The sequence below is a fragment of the uncultured Desulfovibrio sp. genome (genome assembly GCF_944324525.1).
In the GTDB taxonomy this organism is placed as follows: domain Bacteria; phylum Desulfobacterota; class Desulfovibrionia; order Desulfovibrionales; family Desulfovibrionaceae; genus Desulfovibrio.
In genome coordinates, this window is the sequence record NZ_CALUWS010000056.1 from 1 (window position 1) to 16,823 (window position 16,823).

At 64.8% G+C, this 16,823-nt stretch carries 11 protein-coding genes; 8 read left to right on the forward strand and 3 right to left on the reverse strand.

Features of this window, described 5'->3' with window-relative positions:
- Positions 1-216: 216 nt before the first annotated feature.
- On the reverse strand, positions 217-1,152 hold the full coding sequence (locus Q0K12_RS11040) for a hypothetical protein (protein ID WP_297262923.1): 936 nt from the start codon (positions 1,150-1,152) through the stop codon (positions 217-219).
- Positions 1,153-1,448: 296 nt separating this feature from the next.
- Here Q0K12_RS11040 and uvrA point away from each other — a divergent pair, with 296 nt between their 5' ends.
- On the forward strand, positions 1,449-4,388 hold the full coding sequence (gene uvrA, locus Q0K12_RS11045) for an excinuclease ABC subunit UvrA (protein WP_297262925.1): 2,940 nt from the start codon (positions 1,449-1,451) through the stop codon (positions 4,386-4,388).
- A 157-nt stretch (positions 4,389-4,545) separates the two neighbouring features.
- On the opposite strand, the gene Q0K12_RS11050 is transcribed toward uvrA, so the two are convergent.
- A complete protein-coding gene (locus Q0K12_RS11050) occupies positions 4,546-7,203 on the reverse strand; it encodes an amidohydrolase family protein (protein WP_297262927.1) in 2,658 nt (885 codons plus the stop codon).
- Positions 7,204-7,481: 278 nt separating this feature from the next.
- On the opposite strand from Q0K12_RS11050, the gene Q0K12_RS11055 reads away from it, so the two are divergent.
- The gene (locus tag Q0K12_RS11055; protein ID WP_297262929.1) at positions 7,482-9,377 is read left to right on the forward strand and encodes a sigma 54-interacting transcriptional regulator; all 1,896 of its coding nucleotides are present in this window, start codon (positions 7,482-7,484) and stop codon (positions 9,375-9,377) included.
- Between the two features lie 452 nt (positions 9,378-9,829).
- Here Q0K12_RS11055 and Q0K12_RS11060 read toward each other — a convergent pair whose 3' ends face one another.
- The gene (locus Q0K12_RS11060; protein ID WP_297262931.1) at positions 9,830-11,125 is read right to left on the reverse strand and encodes an O-antigen ligase family protein; all 1,296 of its coding nucleotides are present in this window, start codon (positions 11,123-11,125) and stop codon (positions 9,830-9,832) included.
- A gap of 163 nt (positions 11,126-11,288) precedes the next feature.
- Here Q0K12_RS11060 and Q0K12_RS11065 point away from each other — a divergent pair, with 163 nt between their 5' ends.
- From Q0K12_RS11065 to Q0K12_RS11090, 6 genes are all read left to right on the forward strand, one after another.
- Positions 11,289-11,933, forward strand: a complete 645-nt coding sequence (locus Q0K12_RS11065; RefSeq protein ID WP_297262933.1) for an NYN domain-containing protein — start codon at positions 11,289-11,291, stop codon at positions 11,931-11,933.
- Between the two features lie 174 nt (positions 11,934-12,107).
- Complete coding sequence (locus tag Q0K12_RS11070; RefSeq protein WP_297262935.1) at positions 12,108-12,848, forward strand: basic amino acid ABC transporter substrate-binding protein; 741 nt, start codon at positions 12,108-12,110, stop codon at positions 12,846-12,848.
- 132 nt (positions 12,849-12,980) lie between these two features.
- Complete coding sequence (locus tag Q0K12_RS11075; protein ID WP_297262943.1) at positions 12,981-13,787, forward strand: amino acid ABC transporter permease; 807 nt, start codon at positions 12,981-12,983, stop codon at positions 13,785-13,787.
- Positions 13,771-14,520, forward strand: a complete 750-nt coding sequence (locus Q0K12_RS11080) for an amino acid ABC transporter ATP-binding protein (RefSeq protein ID WP_297262937.1) — start codon at positions 13,771-13,773, stop codon at positions 14,518-14,520. Before Q0K12_RS11075 ends, Q0K12_RS11080 begins: the two co-directional genes overlap by 17 nt.
- A complete protein-coding gene (locus tag Q0K12_RS11085) occupies positions 14,520-15,788 on the forward strand; it encodes a tRNA-specific 2-thiouridylase (RefSeq protein ID WP_297262940.1) in 1,269 nt (422 codons plus the stop codon). The genes Q0K12_RS11080 and Q0K12_RS11085 overlap by 1 nt, the downstream gene beginning before the upstream one ends.
- 65 nt (positions 15,789-15,853) lie before the next feature.
- On the forward strand, positions 15,854-16,792 hold the full coding sequence (locus Q0K12_RS11090; protein ID WP_297262941.1) for a sigma 54-interacting transcriptional regulator: 939 nt from the start codon (positions 15,854-15,856) through the stop codon (positions 16,790-16,792).
- Positions 16,793-16,823: the final 31 nt, after the last annotated feature.

Genomic DNA, 16,823 nt, shown 5'->3' on the forward strand with positions numbered 1-16,823 from the left:
TTTTCCGAACCCTTCGTCAGCCCGTCGTCACGGCGCTCTCTCTGTGCTTGTCAAACTCTCGCCCGGCGTTCGCTTTCCGCAACCGCCCGGCGCGAGAAGCGTTTATGGACTCTTTCCCGACAAAGGTCAAGAAGTTTTTTCAAGATTCTCAAAAAAAGTTGGCCCCCGCCTGTGGGCAGGGGCCGTATCGTCCACGCGCCCGACAGGCTGCGAGGATCAGAAAGCGTTTTCCGTCATTTCCTGATGCGCCTGGATCTGCTTCTGAAAATGCCGCCCGTCCCACTGATAGCTGACGTCATAGGTCAACGGCACATGCACCATGCCCGAGGCGTTCCAGAAAATGGGCCGCGCCACCAGCCCGCCCCGCCCGAGGCAGATGCTCACCGAGGGGTTGATATCCTTGGGCGGAACGGCGTCCCTGGCAAAAAACTCCCGCACGGCCGGCTCCTGCGGGGTGTCCACGGGGATGGTCCGTCCGTTGCGATCCATGCGCCAGAGCTCGACGGTGCACATCTCGCCGCCCAGCGTGCCGATGGCCGCCAGCACCGACCCGTCCTGCTCGTTACGGAACAGCCGCACGGCCACGCCGCTGTCCCGGAACGGCAGCGCGGTAAAGACGATGACGTCATCCGTTTCTCCGGCCAGCTCCCAGAAGTCGGTCTTGCCGTTGACGAGCAGCTCCTGCTTCTGGTTTTCATCAAGCCCTTCCGCCGTGGTCTCAAAAATGCCTGTGGGCAGGGTGGCAAAAAAGTGGCGCGCCGTCAGCCGTTCCGTCTGATAGGCCGAAGGGGCGCTGGCGGCATTGGACGGGGTGGGTGCCGGCGTGGGGGCCGGGCTGACATTTTGCGGCAGGGCCGACGCAGGAACCGGGCCGCTGTCCCCCTTGTCCTCCGTGGACGCGGGCTGGGCGGCCGGGCTGCCCTCCCCCGTCTGCGCGGATGCCGCCTGGACAGCAGCGTTCGGAGACGCCGCATCCTGTCTGCCGGCCTCGGAGGGTCGCTGGGACGGGGCGGACTCGGGCATGCGTACGATGACCGGTCCGCCCGGCGACGCCTCCTTCGCCCCTTCCGTCGAGGCGGCCCAGACAGCCGAGGCGCTTCCGCCTCCCAAACATACGGACAGTATGGCCAGCATGGCCAGAGCATGACGCATAAAAGCCCCCTCGGTGAACGCTACCGCTTGCGGACAAAGCTTCCACGCACGGCGTAAAAAAATTTATACCGCCTTTGGCCGCTTTTGTCCATGCTCCGACAGACGGCGGCCTTCGGGCGCTCATGCGGCCTTGGGCCGCATTGCGGCAATGCTGGCTGCTCACAACGTGTGCCGGGCCCTTCCCGGTCTCCTCCCCTGCCCAAAACCGGGCACATCGCGTGCGGTCGGCCTGCTGCCGGCTCTCCCTTAGCGGAGAACGGCTTGCCAAGGGGAAAGGCGCTGCTTACATAGTCCGTATGAAACACTCTCACTGCATACACATCGAGCATGCCCGGCAGCACAACCTGCGGGACATCAGTCTGGATATCCCCCGTGATGAGCTGGTGGTGGTCTGCGGCCCTTCGGGGTCGGGCAAGTCCACCCTGGCTTTCGACATCGTTTACGCCGAAGGGCAGCGGCGCTATGTGGAGTCGCTCTCGGCCTATGCCCGGCAGTTCCTGCCGCAGATGGACAAGCCGGACGTGGAGAAGATCGAGGGCCTTTCCCCGGCCATTTCTCTTGAACAGCAGAGCACGTCCCGCAATCCGCGCTCCACGGTGGGCACGGTGACGGAGATCTACGACTTTCTGCGCGTCTTCTACGCCCGGTTGGGGCGCATGTACTGTCCGCGCTGCGGCCGTCCCATCGAGGCGCGGGCGGCGGACGAGATCATCGCCGACATTTTGCGCCTGCCCGAGGGTACCCGCTTCATGGTGCTCGCGCCGCTGGTGGAGCTGCAGAAAGGCACGCAACAGGACAAGCTCAAGAAGCTCAAGGCCGAGGGCTTTGCCCGCGTGCGCGTGGACGGCGAGTTCCATACGCTGGACGACGTGCCCCCGCTGGACAAGAACCGCAAGCACAGCCTCGATCTGGTGGTGGACCGGCTGGTCTGCAAGGAAGGCATCCGGGGACGATTGGCCGATTCCGTGGAGCTGGCCCTGCGCTACGGGGAGGGGCGGCTCGTGCTGCATCTGCCCGACGCGCCGGAAGATCAGCGGGACAGCATCCATTCCACCACGTCCGTCTGCCCGACCTGCCGCATCTCCCTGCCCGCGCCCAGCCCGCAGCTCTTTTCCTTCAACAGCCCGCAGGGCGCGTGCCCGCGCTGTGTGGGGCTGGGCACGGTGGACTATTTCGAGCCGCGCCTCATCGCTCCCAACCGCGGCCTTTCCCTCAAGGGCGGGGCCCTGCTCCCCTGGGCCGCGGAAAAGCACTTTGCCCGCTACGCGCCGGCCCTGACCGCACTGGGCAAACGGCAGGGCTTCACGCTGGACAGCCCGCTGGAGAGCTTCTCGGACGAGGCGCTGGCCACGCTCTTTTATGGCGAGGACGAACAGGGCCGCCCCGCTGCCGCCGGATCCGGCCTGCGCCGCAACTGGATGGGCGGCAGCGTGGCCCTTGGCGCCACGGGAGACTATCAGAGCGAACACTTCACCGGCCTGCAGGGGCAGGCCGACCTGCCCGTCAGCGAACAGCGCTGGCCCGGCGTCATCCCGCTGCTGGAAAAGGGCATGCAGTACGGCGACGCCTGGCGGGAGATGCTGGCCCGTTTCCGCCAGTCGGCCGACTGCCCGGACTGCGGCGGCAGGCGGCTCAATGCGGACGCCCTGTCCGTGCGGGTGGACGACCTGAACATCGCCCAGTTCTGCGCCCTTTCCGTGGAACGGGCGCTGGAATGGCTGGAGGCGCGCACCTTTGACGGCCGTCACGCCCTCATCGCCGAACCGCTCATGAAGGAACTGCGCCACCGGCTCTCCTTCATGCGCAATGTGGGGCTGGAATACCTCTCTCTGGGGCGCTCCATGTCCACCCTGTCCGGCGGCGAGGCCCAGCGCATCCGGCTGGCCTCCCAGCTCGGTTCGGGGCTGGTGGGCGTCACCTATGTCCTCGACGAGCCTTCCATCGGCCTGCATCCCCGCGACAACGAACGCCTGCTGGGAACCCTGCGCTCTCTCCAGCGGCGCGGCAACACCGTGCTGGTGGTGGAGCATGACGAGGCCACCATCTGCGCGGCGGACACGGTCATCGAGCTGGGCCCGGGCTCGGGGATACACGGCGGCGAGCTCATGTTCCAGGGCAGCGTGCCGGAACTGCTGAAGGCGGACACCCTCACGGCCCGCTATCTGCGGGGGGACGCCGCCATCAGCCTGCCCGACGAGCGTCGCGAGCCCAAAGGCTGGCTGACCCTGCACAAGGTCACGACAAACAATCTGAGCGGCATCGACTGCCGCATCCCGCTGGGCGTGCTCACCTGCGTCACCGGCGTGTCGGGATCGGGCAAGAGTTCGCTGGTGGTGGACACCCTCTACAAACATCTGGCCATCATGCTGGGCCAGCGTGTGGACCAGCCCGGCAGCATCGGCGGCCTGAGCTTCAGCGAGGACGCCCAGCCCATCGAGCGCATCGTGGCCATCGACCAGACGCCCATCGGGCGCACGCCGCGCTCCAATCCGGCCACCTACACCAAGGTCTTTGACGAGATCCGCAATATCTTCGCCATGACGCCGGACGCCCGCAAGCGCGGCCACAAGCCGGGCCGCTTCAGCTTCAACGTCAAGGGCGGCCGCTGCGAGGCCTGCGGCGGGGACGGCCAGATCCGGGTGGAGATGCACTTCCTGCCCGACGTCTACGTGACCTGCGATGTCTGCAAGGGGCGGCGCTACAATCACGAGACGCTGGACGTACGCTACAAGGGCCTCAACATCGCCGAGGTGCTCGACCTGCCGGTGAGCCAGGCGCGACAGTTCTTTGAGAACTACCCGGTGCTGGAACGCCGTCTGGCCGTGCTGGAAGACGTGGGGCTGGACTATCTGCGTCTGGGCCAGCCCGCCACCACGCTTTCCGGCGGCGAGGCCCAGCGCATCAAGATCTCGCGCGAGCTGGGCAAGCGCTCCCTGCCGGGCACCATCTACATCCTGGACGAGCCCACCACCGGCCTGCACATGCACGAGGTGGGCAAGCTCATCAGCGTGCTGCACACGCTGGTGGACAAGGGGGCCAGCGTCGTCGTCATCGAACACAATACGGACATGATCCTGGCGGCCGACCATGTGCTGGACATGGGCCCGGGCGGCGGGGAGAACGGGGGGACCATCGTCTCGCAGGGGACGCCGGAAGCCATCGTGGCCGATCCCGACTCCGTGACCGGGCGCTTCCTCATGCAGGAACGGCGTGACCGCCTGCGGCGGCGCGGTTGAACGGCCGCCCGCGCCTGACCTGAAGCGGCGGGGCCGCTCTCTTTCCCGGACGCCGTTGACGCCTCGGGAAGGGAGCGGCCCCTTTTCCTGTCTCCTGTGTGAGACGGAGCTGTGCCGCCACCTCACGTTTTGTCTATTTTTTCAAAGTCAGAGCGCTCTAACGCGTCTTCGCCCCGTTGGCCGGCAGACGGCCGGAGGAGGTCATCATGACGCGGTGGGAGATCCTGCCGTCCCGCGGCTCCGCATCAAGAGCGCCGTCGTTGTCACGGATGATGAAGAAGGCGATATAGGTCCTGTCCATTTCGAGGACGCTGTTCCGGGGCAGCGCCGTGGCGGGATCGTCCAGCGTGGCCACCCACCACTGACCGGAAGTCTGCGTCATGTCGCCGGCCGAAGGTTCCTGGTAGGTGTAGGGCGTGGGCTTGCCGCCGTTCAGACCATACAGGGCAAGCTTTTCCAGAGAATCGCCATTGCCCAGGAAATCCATCTGGAAGATGGTGCTCTCCTTCCGCGGCACGGTTGCGGCAAAGGCGCAGGCGCCGAGGCAGGTCTCGGAGGCCGCGGGCTGCGCCTCTACGGCCTGTACGCCGCTCAGGGCGGCCGTGGTGTCAAATCGCGGCTGCGCATAGCTGATGCGGACAGGCGTCATGAAGTGCGTCGCGTCAGGCAACACCCCGTGCACGACCCTGTCCCCCACGATGGTGGCGGCCACGCGCATCCCGGCGATGCGCATGGGGTCGGCGGCGGCCACATCCAAAATATCTTCGTCCATGATGACGAAGTCGGCAAACATGCCTTCCCGGAGGGAGCCGATGCGGTCTTCCACCTTATTCTGGTAGGCAGGCGCCACGGTCACGGCGTGGAGCGCCTGCAGAGCGTTGATGCGATGGTCGTACGTCCAGAAAGTGCTGGTCTCCGTAGCATTGATGCGCGCCTTGTATTCCGCCGTGGCGTCGATGTCATGCCCGGAGCCGTTGACCAGCAGGTTCTTCTGCCCGGCTTCGGCGCGGGCATCGCCGGAGAAGCGGGTGACCGCCGACTGGATGCTGCGCAGGGGCGAGATGGGCGTGATGGTGGTGTCGTTGTGGAAGCTGTAGCGCTGTCCGTAGTGCTCGCTCCAGCCTGTGGGGCTCATGTTGAAGGCCCGCCCCGGTCCGAAGAACTGATTGGTGTGGCGGTAGCCGTAAAAATAGGTGTGATTGTTGAAGTACGAATTGAAGAGATGCTGTTCCTTCATCAGTTCGGGAAGATTGCCCTTGGGCAGGCGTCCGCCCATGGTGAGATCCAGCTTGCCCCCGGCAAAGGCGCCGCGCAGTTCGGCATACATGCCGGCCGTCTTTTCCAGATCGGCGTAATTGCCGGTCATGCGCTCGATGTGCTGGCGTTCCATGGTCTGGGCATGGATAGAGGTGTGGCGCGTATCCCGAATATGCGGATAGCTGGCCACGGCTTCCTCGATGGCGGCGATGAAGACTTCCGCCGCCGCCGGCCCGTTGGTATGCACCTCGACCCCCTGTCCGGCCGCATGGTAGATCTTTATGCCTTCCAGAAACGCGTCGTACGGGATGTTCACCGTACCGGGCAGACCCACGAAAGAGTCGGACTCGATGAAGCTGTCCTTGGGCGTGTAGTTGCGCCAGTCATAATAGCCGGGAGCCTTCATCCACGCCGTGTAGCCCTGCGGCGAGCCGTCGTAGACGAACTTGTGCGCGCCGAGCAGCAGGTAGTCCTGAGGCAGACCGGCGGGGACGGGCTTGCCGCCCGGGATCTGCCAGCGGGTGATGTCGGCCCCGATGCCTGGCGCCTGCGAGGCATCCGTATACTTGCCGTCCCCCGTATCCTTCCAGCCCAGCGCCTTGCGGTTGGGCAGACCGTGCGCGTCGCCCTTGCTGCCCTTGGCGATGCGGTAGCCGTACGGATGCACGAGCACGCGCAGCCCCAGTTGTTCCCGGCTCAGGGCGCTTTGCAGCTGCGGCAGCTGCTGCAGGATGATCGCGCCCCCCAGATCGGCCGTGGTGACCCCGGACGCGGCGTAGACCTGCGTGGCCCGCGCCGTGCCAAAGCCCGCATTGGTCTTGAGCTCATCCAGCAGCGGCATGAGCGAGCGGGCCTTCAGCTCGAACAGCACCCCCGTTATCTTGCCGTCGGCATCCTTCTCCAGTCCCGGCGTATCATTGCTGTCCGGCACCTTGTACTTTTCGATGGTGGCGGAATTGACCGCCGCGATATGGCCGGAGATGTGCATGATCATGATGGGATGCCTGGTGCTGGCCTTGTCGAGATCATGGCGGGTGGGATGCCGCTGCTCGGCTATCTGCGTATCATCATAGCGCCAGCCGATGATGGGCATGCCCTCAGGAACGGTCCTGGCCTTCTGGGCAAGCTTGGCCACCAGCTTGTCCATGGTATCCACCGTGCCCCCGAGCAGCGGACTGGAAAGGTTCACCTGATAGAGATCATAAGCGCCCTGACGGGGAAAATGCCCATGCCCGTCCACAAAGCCGGGATACATGGTCTTGCCCCGCAAATCCACGCGGCGCCCGACCCGCCCTGACTCAAAGTAGCCGGCCTTGCGCGCTTCCTCCCGGGATCCCACAAAAACGATCCTGCCGTCCCTGGCGGCCACCACCTCCGCCGTATGGGCGTTCTCCGTCTTTCTGGCTTCTTCCGGCGTCTCCGTCATGGTGTATATCTTGCCATTATAATAGACGGTATCGGCCAGCAGATCCTTCGCGCCGGCGGACGCCGCTCCCAGCATGAGCGACGGGATGAGCGCAGCGGCGGTCAAAAACGACTTTCCCCAATGATGACACATAAAAACCTCCCTACAGATTGCGTACCGAGCCTGGCGGCGCTGCCTGCTCCCCCTGCTCTCCTCCTGCGGAACGCTCTTCCCGGGGGATGCCTTTGTTTCAGACAGTGCACAGTATCTTCCCCTCGGGACAGCAAAACCCATTCCAGTGAAATCTAAAGCCATAATAATGTGTAATCATACAAAAAAATAAAAATGCGACCATACGCCGCTCTTGCAAATCGTTTCACTTTGCGAAACACTGAAACAGTTTTCTGAAACAGTTGACGCAGGGAGGCCTCGTGAAACGCATCTTTATCCTCTCGGCAAACCCCCGGACCATCGCCGTCTGTGCCGGCATGCTGAAACATCGCAACATGCGGGATGTGCAGCTTGTCCGCTGCGGCGGTCTGGACAGTGTGGACGAACTGCTGCAAGCCGCTCCCTGCATCAAGGATGTGGTGGCCATCGCCAATGGCGAACGCCGCAAGCACCTTTCCCGCATGCTGCCCGACCTGCCGGTCGTCGACCTTACCACCTCGCCTCTTGACGTCATGAAGGCTCTGACAACGGCTCGGGCCCGGGGAAGCCATGTGGCGATCGTGGGGGACAGTGCCATGCTGGAAGATTCGCAACAGTATTCTCGTCTGCTGGACATATGCCTGAGCCCCTATGAACTCACCCGCTTCGCCAATGCGGTAGAGGCCGTCAGGCAGGCGAGAAAGGACGGCGCGCAAGTGCTGGTGGCGGGCTACTCTCTCATCAGCTCTCTCGGACAGGAGGCCGAGCTGCCTGTCGTCCCCCTGAGCGTGGGCGCCAGCAGCCTGCGCGCCGCCATAGGCCACGCCAGGAAGATCGTGGAATTCATGGATCAGCTGAAACAGAAGCAAAGCCTCATCCAGACCTTTCTGCGGCATACCGTGCACGGCATCGTCGCCATCGACACGACGGCGCGCATCCGCCTCTTCAGCCCTGCCGCCCAGCACATGCTGCATATCCCCGAATGCCGGGCCCTGGGCCGGCCCGTGGACGAGGTCTGTCCGCAGCTTTCCCTGGGCGCCGTGCTGGCCTCGGGCCGGGAGGAGCGCAACGAGCTCATTGCGCTTGCCCACGGCACTCTGCTCTGCGACAAGATCCCGCTCATGACCGGCGAAGTTCCCAGCGGGGCGCTGGCCATCCTCCAGGACACCAGCGAGATCCACCGCTCGGAAGCCGCGGCCCGCAGCAAGGCGGCCAGCCGGGGCCTGGTGGCCGAAGGGCACTTCGATCATATCTTAGGCAGGGGGACGGCGCTGACCGCGGCAGTGGAAAAGGCCAAGATCTACGCCATCACGGACTCCACCATCCTGCTGTACGGGGAGTCCGGCACGGGCAAGGAGCTGTTCGCCCAGAGCATCCATAATCACAGCCGGCGCTGCAAGGGGCCGTTCATTGCCCTCAACTGCGCCGCCATGCCGGCCAGTCTTCTGGAAAGCGAGCTGTTCGGCTATGAGGCCGGAGCCTTCACCGGCGCGGACGCCCGGGGCAAGCCGGGACTCTTCGAGCTGGCCCATCAGGGCACGCTCTTTCTGGATGAGATCGGGGAAATGGAGCTCTCCCTCCAGGGCAAGCTGCTCCGCGCCCTGCAGGAACGCAAGATCATCCGGCTGGGCGGACAGACCTTCATCCCCGTCGATCTGCGCCTCATAGCGGCGACCAACCGCAATCTGCACGAGTATGTCCGGCAGGGCAGCTTCCGGGCGGACCTTTACTACCGCCTCGGCGTGCTCAAGCTGCTGCTGCCGCCCCTGCGCGACTGCCGCGAGGACATCCCCGTGCTGGCGCGGAACATTCTGGCCCGTCTCACCGGCAGGGTCGGCGCGAGCATGAGTCTTGCTCCGGGCGCGCTGCGCCTGCTGCAGGCATACGACTGGCCGGGCAACGTCCGGGAACTCATGAACATGATGGAGCGCCTCGTGGCCCTTTACGGACAGCAGGGCAGCATCGACGAGCGGATCATCAGGGAGGTCTTTACGGAAGAGGAGCGCATACGCTGCTTCGACGCGCCGACGCCCGCCATCTCGCCCGCGGACGATGACGGCGAGCTACGCCGCGCCCTGGCCCTCACGGGCGGCAACCGCACGCAGGCGGCACGGCTGCTGGGCATCAGCCGCGTCACGCTCTGGCGCCGGTACAGGCAGCTCCGTGGCGACGACTGAACAACCGGGGAACGCGCCCGCGGCACGACACGGCACGGCACGTGGGGCCGTGCCCGTCAGGCCCTGGCGATGCTATTCGCTGCTTGCTGGAAGCGGGGGCAGAGACAGGGACGCGCGGCGCTTCCCGCCCCAAGGGCAGACGCAGTATGGACGGCTGATTGGGCTTATCGATTTGAGAGGAAGGAGGCCTTCGCGGACATTATCAGCAGAAAAACACGCTGTGAAGCGTTACCGGGCCCCAGGGCGTGACAACACAAATTTTACAAACGAAAGGCGGCCGCAGGCCGTGTCCGTTAGGCGACGCAGGAGCCTTACGGACATCGACAGCAGAGCGCGACCGAAAGGCGGCCGCAGGCCGTGTCCGTTAGGCGACGCAGGAGCCTTACGGACATCGACAGCAGAGCGAGGGTTTTCCCTTCTCCCAAACAGACAACGAATGGCGTCAACAGGCCCTAACGGACCTCCGGACAGCGTTCGCCATTGACGATGGCACCGCAAAAGATGCCCAGATAGCACATGGCCAGCCCCAGCCACCAGGTGCGGTAGAAGTCGTGCCCGAATATGCCGTTGACCAGCCAGCCCATGTAGCCGCACCAGAACCAGCCCGTCAGCTGCCAGTAGAGGCGCTGCGGCGTCCCCACGGCCCAGCCGGCCAGTTGCGGCCGTATGCGCCGGTAGCCCCAGATGGCGAAGCCCAGCAGGAAGGTCATGCCCAGCGTGAAGCCCACCAGACCGTGCGCGTAGAGGATGTCCAGATAGAGGTTGTGCGGATGGCTGATGGTGATGGCATCCCGCTCGGGGACCAGCCCCAGCGCTCTGAAAGCGGCATTGTACTGCCCCGCCCCGGCGCCGAAGACAGGATGCCGGCAGAAGACCGCCCAGCCCAGACGCCACAGGCTCCAGCGCCCGTCGCCCGCCACCACGGAAAGCCCCAGCCGGGACTGCTGCCACACCACGAAGCCTGCCGCCAGGACCAGCAACGTGAGCAGCAGACGCCAGGAGACAGGGGGGCGCGCGATGGCCCACCAGAACACGAACGAGGCCCCCACAGCCAGGAAGGCGCTGCGGCTGCTGGCCCCTTCCAGCAGGAAGAAGGCCGGGAAAAGCAGCACGGCCAGCAGCAGTGACGATGCCTGCACGGAAAGGCGCTCCCGCAGCAGATGCCAGCAGGCAAAGGCAGGGATGAGGGCCAGGGCGATGTAGTTGCCCACGGAATAGTCTCCGAGGCTCCCGGTGAGGCGTCCGCCGTTGAGCGTATAGCCCATGATGAAGTCGAAGCCCGTCCAGGCCTGCCAGATGCCGTCCAGCCCTTCCCAGACGCAGGCCACGACGCAGGCCGCCACGAGCCGGCGCAGATCCCTGCCGTCCCGGACGCATTCCATGCCGATGATGGGCAGGATGAAGCCCTTGTTGAGCCCTGTCCCGGCATGCAGGAGCGAGGCGAACATATCCCCCGAGCAGAGCACGCCCAGCACGATCATGGCCCACAGGCAGTAAAACAGCGGCCGCACGAGCAGACGCCGCCATACCGACCGCGCCCAGGCATGACGGTAGTAGCAGAAGAGGAAGACGGCGCACAGCGGCGGCAGCACCTCCCGCGCGCCGTAGCCGATGGGGAAGCTCGCCAGCGACAGCCAGAAGGTCCAGAACAGAGCGCCATACCAGAATCCGGCGCGGTCGTCACGCCAGAGATCACGCAGCGCACGCGACGACATGCGCGGAAAAATATCGATGACAAGGTTCCACATAGGCAATCTACCGCGCTACGCTAGCCGACACGCCCGTCAAATTCAAGTCCGCGAACCGGCTTGCCATCTGGACAGCAGCGCCCCGGCTGTGTACAACGCTGTGAAGGGGGATCGTCCGGATTTTCCCCGGTTTCGACATTTTTCTTTTCTTTGGGGACGGAATATGGCTCGTTTCAGTGGCTTTGATGAAGTGTTCAGTGCCTTGTATGTGGATTTCGACAATATCTACACGCGCTTCCTGGAGGCGGATCCGGAAGCGGCCCGCGCTTTCGGCAGCACCCCGTACCGCTGGGTCCGCTGGCTGGAAAACCATGCCCTGCGCATCCTTTATGGCGACGGCGTGCGCCGGCGCATCCTCAAACGCATGTGCTACCTCAATCCGCAGCGCTATCAGGAATTCCGGCATCAGTTCACCCGCAGCGCCTTTCAGGTGGTGGACTGCCCTCCGCTGACCTCGCGCGGCAAGACCAGCACCGACATCCATCTGGTCATGGACTGCATGGATGACCTCTCCCATCCCACCAAGTTCGACGAATTCATCATCCTGTCCGGCGATGCCGATTTCACGCCCCTGCTCATCCGCCTGCAGGAGCATGCCCGGCGGACGCTCGTTTTGTCCGTGGGCTACTCCTCCCCCGCCTACACGGCGGCGGCGTCCTGGCGCATCCGTGAGGACTGGTTCGTGCAGCAGGCCCTCAAGGACGACCGGGACGATGCGGAGGGCGAGACCTCGGGCCGCATGTCCGCGCCGGCGGCGATACTGGCCCCGGCCGAGGACAAGGATCCCAACCCCGGCAACTCATGGTAAGGGCTTGACGCCTCCGGCCCCCGCAGCTACATACGAAGAACTTTTTGCGACACGGCTGATGCCCGCGGCATCCCGACCCTTCGGCCGGGCCCCGCGGGAGCATGGCCGTGCGCGCATGTCCGGTCTTCTGTCAGGCCGGACAGGTCCGTATTCATCACTTCTGGAGGATGCACAATGCTGCGCAAATTTGCCCTGGCCCTGCTGGCCCTGACCCTCTGGTGCAGCCCCGCGGCTGCCGAAACCTACATCGTCGCCGGCGACTGCACCTGGCCGCCCATGGAAACGCTCGACAAGGACAAGACCCCCGTCGGCTATTCCTTTGACTACATCCGCGCCGTGGCCGAAGCCGCCGGCTTCGAGGTGGAGATCCGCAACATCGCCTGGGACGGCATCTTCGCCGGCGTGGCGGCGGGCAACTACGACATCGTGGCCTCCTCCACCACCATCACCCCCGAACGCCAGAAGGCTTTCGACTTCTCCGATCCCTACTATGAAGTGCGTCAGGCCGTGATCATGCCTGCCGGCAAGTCCATCGCCAAGCTCGAAGACCTCAAGGGCAAGAGCGTGGGCGGCCAGATCGGCACCACCGGCATCTTCGTCATGCAGAAGGCCAACGTGGGCGCCACCATCCGCGAATATGACGACGTGGGTCTGGCCATCCAGGATATGGTGGCCGGCCGCATCGACGCCGTCATCTGCGACGATCCGGTCGCCATGTACTACATGAACAAGAAGGCCGAATACGCCAAGAAGCTCAACATCCCGCTGGTCACCGACGATGCCGAATACTACGGCTTCACCGTCAAGAAGGGCCGCAAGGACCTGGTGGAAAAGCTCAACAAGGGCATCAAGATCGTGCGTGAGAACGGCACCGAAGCCAAGCTCAAGGAAAAGTGGATGGGCGCCGCCAACTAGGGCCCGCATATGGTGCGGGGGCCGCGTGCCCCCGCACGCTGACGTCTTACCTACGCAGGAAAACCGGCAATGCAGGACAAGATCGACGGCCAGAGCAAGGGCAACATCGTCATGGTGACCAAGGAAAGCGCCATGCCGGACAGCCGCGACGGCCAGAGCAAGAACACCATCATCATGGTCACCGAGGGCCCTTCCATCCCCGATCCCCGGGAATGGCGCATCGTCAACGCCTGGTCCATCGCGCTGGCCGGCGCCATCATGACCCTCTGCTGGCTGGCATGGTTCAGGCCCGACCCCTATCTCCAAATCCTTCGTTTCGTGCCCGACGGTCTTGCGGCCACATTCCAGGTAACCGTCCTCTCCATCTGCTGCGCCGTGCCGCTGGGCCTGCTGACAGGGCTCGGGCGCATCTCTCAGAACCGGATCATCAATCTTGTGGCCTCCACCTATGTGGAAGTCATCCGCGGCATCCCGCTGCTGGTGCAGATCTTCTATTTCTACTACGCCCTGTCCGGCATGCTGCAGTTGAGCCGCACGGCCGCGGCAGTCATCTCCATCAGCTTCTGTTACGGCGCGTACATGGGCGAAGTGTTCCGCGCGGGCATCCTGGCCATCTCCAAGGGGCAGACCGAAGCCGCCCGCTCGCTGGGCTTCAACCGCTTCCAGACCATGTTCTACGTCATCCTGCCGCAGGCCTGGCGCACCATCCTGCCGCCCATCGGCAACGAGTGCATCGCCATGCTCAAGGATACGGCGCTTGTCTCCGTGGTCTCCCTGCCCGACCTCATGCAGCGGGCCCGCAGCTTCGCCAACAACAGCTATCTTTACTTTGAGACCTACACGGTCATCGCCCTCATCTACCTGATCATCACGCTGCTGCTTTCCAAGGTGGTCAGCATAATGGAATCCCGGCTGAACTACTATGATGGAAAACGATAACACCACCCCGATCATCAGCATCAGGAACGTCTGGAAGTATTTCGGCAAGAATGCCGCCCTTCAGGACGTCAGTCTGGACATCGCCCCCGGCGAACGCGTCGTCGTCATCGGCCCTTCCGGCTCCGGCAAATCCACGCTCCTGCGCTCCATCAACCGGCTGGAGGAGATCGACCGCGGCAGCATCGTCGTCCAGGGGCAGGACATCACCGACCACCACAACAACATCAACGTGATGCGGCGCAACCTCGGCATGGTCTTCCAGCAGTTCAATCTTTTCCCGCACAAAACCGTGCTGCAGAACGTCACCCTTGCGCCCATCAAGCTGCTCAAGCTGCCCCGCAAGGACGCCGAAGACCGCGCCTTCGCCCTGCTCAAGCGCGTGGGCATCAGCGACAAGGCCAATGTCTACCCGGCCCAGCTTTCCGGGGGACAGCAGCAGCGTGTGGCCATCGCCCGCGCCCTGGCCATGCAGCCGGCCATCATGCTTTTTGACGAACCCACCTCCGCCCTTGACCCCGAGATGGTCGGCGAAGTGCTGGACGTCATGGTCAATCTGGCTGAAGACGGCATGACCATGGTCTGCGTCACCCATGAAATGGGCTTTGCCCGCACGGTCGCCGACCGCATCATCTTCATGGATCAGGGGCAGATCCTGGAAATGGGCGCGCCGGACAGGCTCTTCACCGCGCCCCGTCATCCCCGGCTGCGCCAGTTCCTGAACCAGATCCTCTGATGGCCCGCATCGCCGTAGCCGTCAGCGGCGGCGTGGACAGCCTCTGTGCCCTCTGCCGCCTTCGGGAAGAAGGGCACGATCCGCTGGCCCTGCACGGGCTCTTCCTCCCTTCCGTCGATACAGAAACGACCGCCGGCGGCGTCCTGCCGTCCGGCGGTCTTCCGCTTTCCGCAGCCGCGGATGCGCCGCGCCTCTGGCATGTCCCCACGGCTGGAGAGAGCACGCCCACCCCTCTTGCGCCGGATATGCCGCCGGGCCTCACCGATGCCGGACTGGCGGCCGTCTCCCCCGCTTTGCCCGGTCTGCGCGCAGCCTGCCGCCGCCTCGGCGTGCCCCTCTATCTGCTGGATGCCCGCCAACGCTTCGCCCAGGCGGTCGTTGCCCCTTTCGTCCGGGCCTACGCGCAGGGCCGGACGCCGAACCCCTGCGCCCTGTGCAATGCGTCCATCAAGTTCGGCGTCCTGCTCGACGCCGCCCGGCAGCTCTCCGCCGTGACGCTGGCCACCGGACATTACGCCCGCTGCGCCGTCCATCCCTCGACGGGACAGCGGCTGCTCGTTCCCGCCACGGACGCCCAGAAGGATCAGGCCTATTTCCTCGCGCTCGTGCCGCCGGACGCCCTGCAGCACGTCCTTTTCCCCCTGGCCGAGCTGACCAAGCAGGACTGCCGGGCCCTTGTCGCCGCCGCCGGACTGGACGTCCCCGTGCCCGGCGAGAGCCAGGAGATCTGCTTCATCCCCGCCGGGGAGGACGCCTACCGCGACTTCCTCGGGCGACGCTGGGCCGCCGAGGGCATCCCGCCGCCGCCCGGCGGGCCCGTCCTCCTGCGCACGCCCGACGGGGAACGCCCCATCGCCCGGCATGACGGGCTCTGGCGCTATACGGAAGGGCAACGCCGCGGGCTCGGCATAGCCCACAGCGAGCCGCTCTACGTCCTCGGCAAGGATGTGGCGCGCCAGGCCCTGCTGGTGGGCGGCCGCGCTTTGCTTGGCATGCGCGCCTGCCGCACCGGCCCGGCTAACCTCTTTCTTCCGGACATGGCGGCCCGGCTTTCCTCCTCCGGCGACGGGGCCCCCCTGTTCGTCCGCCTCCGTTACCGCCAGCGGCCTGTTCCGGCGAACGTACGCCTCCTGCCCGACGGAGGTCTGCACATCCGGCTCGATGCGGCGCATGGCCCGCACTTTCCCAGCGCTCCCGGGCAGATCGCGGCCGTCTATGACGCGGCGGGGCGTCTGCTTGCCGGGGCCGTCATCGAGGCGGTCGTCTGACCGCCCCCCTCACCCTTCCTTTTGACCGACGGGCGGGCCTCATGTAGGCTGATGCCGTTTGACGCATGCCGCGTGCGGAAGCGTCCCGCACGCCTGTCCCCTTCCGCCAGCCCGCCGGTCGCATCATGAACATCACGGAATATCGTACTCTTTGTGCCCAGTACCCTTCGCTGCGTTCGCTGTTCTCCGTCATGGAAGCCCTGCATGACAACATAGCCATTGTGGGCAAGGACGGCGTCATCCTCTGGGTCAGCTCCTGCTTTGAGCGCAATTACGGCATTTCCCGGGACGAAGTGGTGGGCCGCACCACCTATGAGCTGGAAGCGGAGCGCGTCTTCACGCCCTCCGTGGCCGCGCTGGTGCTCAAGACCCGCCGCGTCGTCACGCTGACCGAGACCGCCCAGTCCGGGCAGCTCAATATCGTGACCGGCGTCCCCGTCTATGACCAGAACGGGGACATCTCGCTGGTGGTTAGTTATACGGTCGATCCGGCCTATTCGCTGCGTCTGTACGACGAATACCAGAACATCCTTTCCGCTGGGACCCCGCACGAGGAAAAGACGCCGCCCCTGCCCTACGGCGGCGTGGTCTACGCCAGCTCGGCCATGCAGGAAGTGCTGGAGAATGTGCGCAAGGTGGCCGACCTCGATACGGGCATCCTCATTACCGGCGAGTCCGGCGTGGGCAAGAACGTGGTGGCCCGGCTCCTGCACCATGCCGGGCAGCGCTCCTCCGGACCGCTGGTGGAGACCAATTGCGCGGGCATCCCCGACAGTCTGCTGGAGTCGGAACTTTTCGGCTATGAATCCGGCAGCTTCACCGGCGCGCGGCAGCGCGGCAAACCCGGCCGCATCGAGCAGGCGCACGGCGGCACCCTCTTTCTCGATGAAGTGGGGGAGATCCCCCTCCCCCTTCAGGCGAAACTGCTGGAAGTCATCCAGGAAAAACGCTTCTTCAAACTAGGGTCAGGACTCATTATTTCCATACGCTTCAAAAAAGAGTAGGTATGGAGACGGAGGTTACCATGTCTACTCT